Source organism: Thalassococcus sp. BH17M4-6, assembly GCF_049323015.1.
Classification (GTDB): domain Bacteria; phylum Pseudomonadota; class Alphaproteobacteria; order Rhodobacterales; family Rhodobacteraceae; genus Puniceibacterium.
Map to the genome: position 1 here is coordinate 224 of NZ_JBMPGU010000036.1, position 3,000 is coordinate 3,223.

The window sequence follows — 3,000 nt, forward strand, 5'->3', positions numbered from 1 at the left end:
CCATGATGTCTCTCCTTTGTGGCAAAATACCAAGTCAAAGGAGCGGAACAATTCCGTGACAGGTCCACCCTGTTTCAAGGTGGACAAGAGCAGCATGAACCTGCGGCGTCAACCACGACAAAGTGTGCGCGGCTAGTTAAGTATATAGACCCCCAAATTTCGGCGGGATGAGGGCGATGAGTGTTTCATCGCAAGAAACTGGTTCCGTGCGTGTCACGACGGAAAACTGCACCGAGATGGGGTGGACGAGCGCCGATCTGCTGACGCTACGAAATCCTCGCTTACATATGTCGGCTTCCTTGCGACGTTGTCAGAACCTACGTTCTTTCACGGCCTACGAATCCGTGGCACCGTGGCTGTCGCCGTTGACAAATCGTTGCCAAACACCGACGGATTTTGCGGCGATATTGGTGAACATATCAAATATGCGGCATATGACATGATCGGTGGAGAATGCGCGATTTTCGCCTTGTTTCTCGGGTCATGCCCCTCTAAACGGATCAGCGGAGACGTGGCCGAGTGGTCGAAGGCGCTCCCCTGCTAAGGGAGTAGGCGGGAAACCGTCTCGTGGGTTCGAATCCCATCGTCTCCGCCACCTACCATCTTCATTGAATGGCCTTGGGGCGCTTGATAGCTTATAAGTCTATGGACTTATGCGCTTATTCTCGTTCGTTGTTGCGTTCGTTTCACTTCGATTGCGCTCGGTTCTGTTCGTTCCGTGGTATGAAAGGTGGTACGTCCGATGGCCTACACCTCCGGCAAACTAACCAAGAATCTCGTCCGCACCCTCGGCCCTGGGCGGCACGGCGACGGCAACGGCCTCTACCTTGTTGTCGACCCATCCGGCGCCCGCCGCTGGATCGTGCGCGTCACCGTGAAGTGGCAACGCAATCGCCAAGGCAAGCCCAACCGAACGGACTTTGGTCTAGGCGGCGCTGAAATCATAAGCCTGACAGTCGCCCGCGAGCGAGTGCTTGAATACCGACGCCTCGCCAAGCAAGGGCTGAACCCAAAGTACCACCGCGACAAGGAGGTGCCATGCTTCGAGGAGGTCGCACGTCAGGTCCACATCGAACGCCTGCCGACCTGGAAGAACCCGAAGCACGGCCAGCAGTGGATCAATACGCTCGCAGATTACGCTTTCCCCAAGATCGGCCGTTTGCCCGTATCGGAGATCGACCAGCCGGAAATCTTGCAGGTACTGTCCCCAATCTGGACCGAGAAACACGAAACAGCCCGCAGGGTAGCGCAGCGGATGAAGGCGGTCATCGATGTGGCCCGGTCGCGCGGCTACCGCGAGGGCGAAAACCCTGTGACGGTCGTTATGGACGCTCGCGTGCTGCCGCGCGTGAAGGCCAAGGTGAAGCACCACAATGCGATGCGCTGGCAAGGCGTGCCCGCGTTCTACGCGCAGCTCTCAAAGCAAAGCGGGATGGCGGCCAAGGCACTGATGCTCACATGCTTGGCCGGATGCCGAACCAGCGAGGTTCTGAGGGCTGTCTGGGTGGAGTTTGATTTAGATGACCTGATTTGGACCATCCCCGAAGAGCGTACCAAAACAGGGGCCGTGCACCGTGTCCCACTTACGGATCAGATGCTGGGGATTATCGAACCACTGAAAGCCCTTCGCTCCCAATGTGTCTTTGAAGGCCAGCGTCGGCACACGCCGCTGTCGAACATGTCGATGCTGATGCTGTTGCGCCGCATGGAGATCGAGGGTGTGACCGTTCACGGGTTCAGATCAGCATTTCGGGATTGGGCTTCCGAGGTGGGGAACCATCCGCGCGAGGTGGCGGAATTGAGCTTGGGTCACAAGGTGGGTTCGGAAGTGGAGCGGGCCTATGCACGATCTGATCTGGACTTGCCCGGATTTGGTGGAGAGCGTTTATCTCACTTCCTTGGCCTTTCGCTCGAATGCAATCGGGCTCTGGAAGTCGAGCGATGAATGGCGTCTGACGGGATTGTAGAACCCGTCGATGTATCTGGCGATAGCGTTTTCGGCCTGCTGGCGTGATTGCCAGGCGACTGGCCACAATAGCTCGGACTTGATGGTCTTGAAGAAGGTCTCGACCATGGCATTGTCATAACAGTTTCCCTTGCCACTCATTGATATCAGGACGCCGCGCTTTCGGAGTTCGGCCTGGTATTCGACAGAGCAGTATTGGCTGCCGCGGTCGCTGTGATGGACCAGACCAGGCTGTGGATTGCGAGCCGCGAGAGCACGGCGCAGGGCCTCGACCGCCAGGCCGCGCTTCAGTCGATCACTCGTGGCCCAGCCGACAACCCGTCTTGAGTAGAGGTCGATGATCACGGCCAGGTAGAGCCAACCCTCAGCAGTCCAGACGTAGGAGATGTCAGCGCCCCACTTTCTGTCCGGGGCATCCGCCGAGAAGTCCTGTGCAACATGGTTGGGGGCGATCGGCCAAGCATGTTCGCTGTCAGTTGTGCGCTTGAACCGGCGCTTCTGGCGGGCCACCAGCTTGTTCTCTTTCATCAGGCGAGCGGTTCGGTGCCGCCCGATCTGGTGCCCCTCATCGACGAGATCGCGGTGCATGCGGGAACTGCCGTAGGTCCCGTTCGACAGCGCAAAGGCCGTTCGGATGTGGGCAAGATGGATCATGTCCTGCCGCTGGCGATGACAGGCGGGGCGGTCCCGCCAGGCGAAGAACCCGCTCTGGCTGACACCGAGAACATGGCACATCCGCTGGATCGGGAAGCTGGCCTTCTCCGCCTCTATGAAAGCGAAGCTCATCGACTTGCGTCTTTCGCGAAGAAGGTTGCGGCCTTTTTTAGGATGTCGCGCTCCTGCTTCAGAACCGCGTTCTCGCGTCGCAACCGCTTCAGTTCCGCGTGCAGGTCCACCGACGCCTCGACCGGCTCACCGGCATCCCGTTCGCGACTGAGCCATCGCGTCAACGTCGATAGGCCAATGCCCAGATCTTCTGCGATCTCGCGCCGTGTCCGGCCGCTTGTCAGCGCAAGTCTAACCGCTTCCCGCCG

At 58.9% G+C, this 3,000-nt stretch carries 2 protein-coding genes and 1 tRNA gene; 2 read left to right on the forward strand and 1 reads right to left on the reverse strand.

Annotated features, from left to right (window positions below):
- Positions 1–505: 505 nt before the first annotated feature.
- Both ACOXXX_RS21665 and ACOXXX_RS21670 read left to right on the forward strand, forming a co-directional pair.
- Positions 506–595, forward strand: a tRNA-Ser gene (locus ACOXXX_RS21665).
- A 147-nt stretch (positions 596–742) separates the two neighbouring features.
- Positions 743–1,945: a tyrosine-type recombinase/integrase gene (locus tag ACOXXX_RS21670; protein WP_422828712.1), complete on the forward strand. Its 1,203-nt coding sequence runs from the start codon at positions 743–745 to the stop codon at positions 1,943–1,945.
- On the opposite strand, the gene ACOXXX_RS21675 is transcribed toward ACOXXX_RS21670, so the two are convergent.
- Positions 1,886–3,000, reverse strand: a protein-coding gene (locus tag ACOXXX_RS21675; protein ID WP_422828561.1) for an IS3 family transposase whose coding sequence is annotated in 2 segments (ribosomal slippage) — positions 1,886–2,767 and positions 2,770–3,000 — 1,113 coding nt annotated over the 2 segments. Because the reading frame shifts where the segments join, the coding sequence is not laid out codon by codon here. This gene is flagged as partial in the annotation. The genes ACOXXX_RS21670 and ACOXXX_RS21675 overlap by 60 nt on opposite strands.

Coding starts and splice junctions, on each gene's coding strand:
- ACOXXX_RS21670 (WP_422828712.1), top strand. CDS start 743: ATGGCCTACACCTCCGGCAAACTAACCAAGAATCTCGTCCGCACCCTC.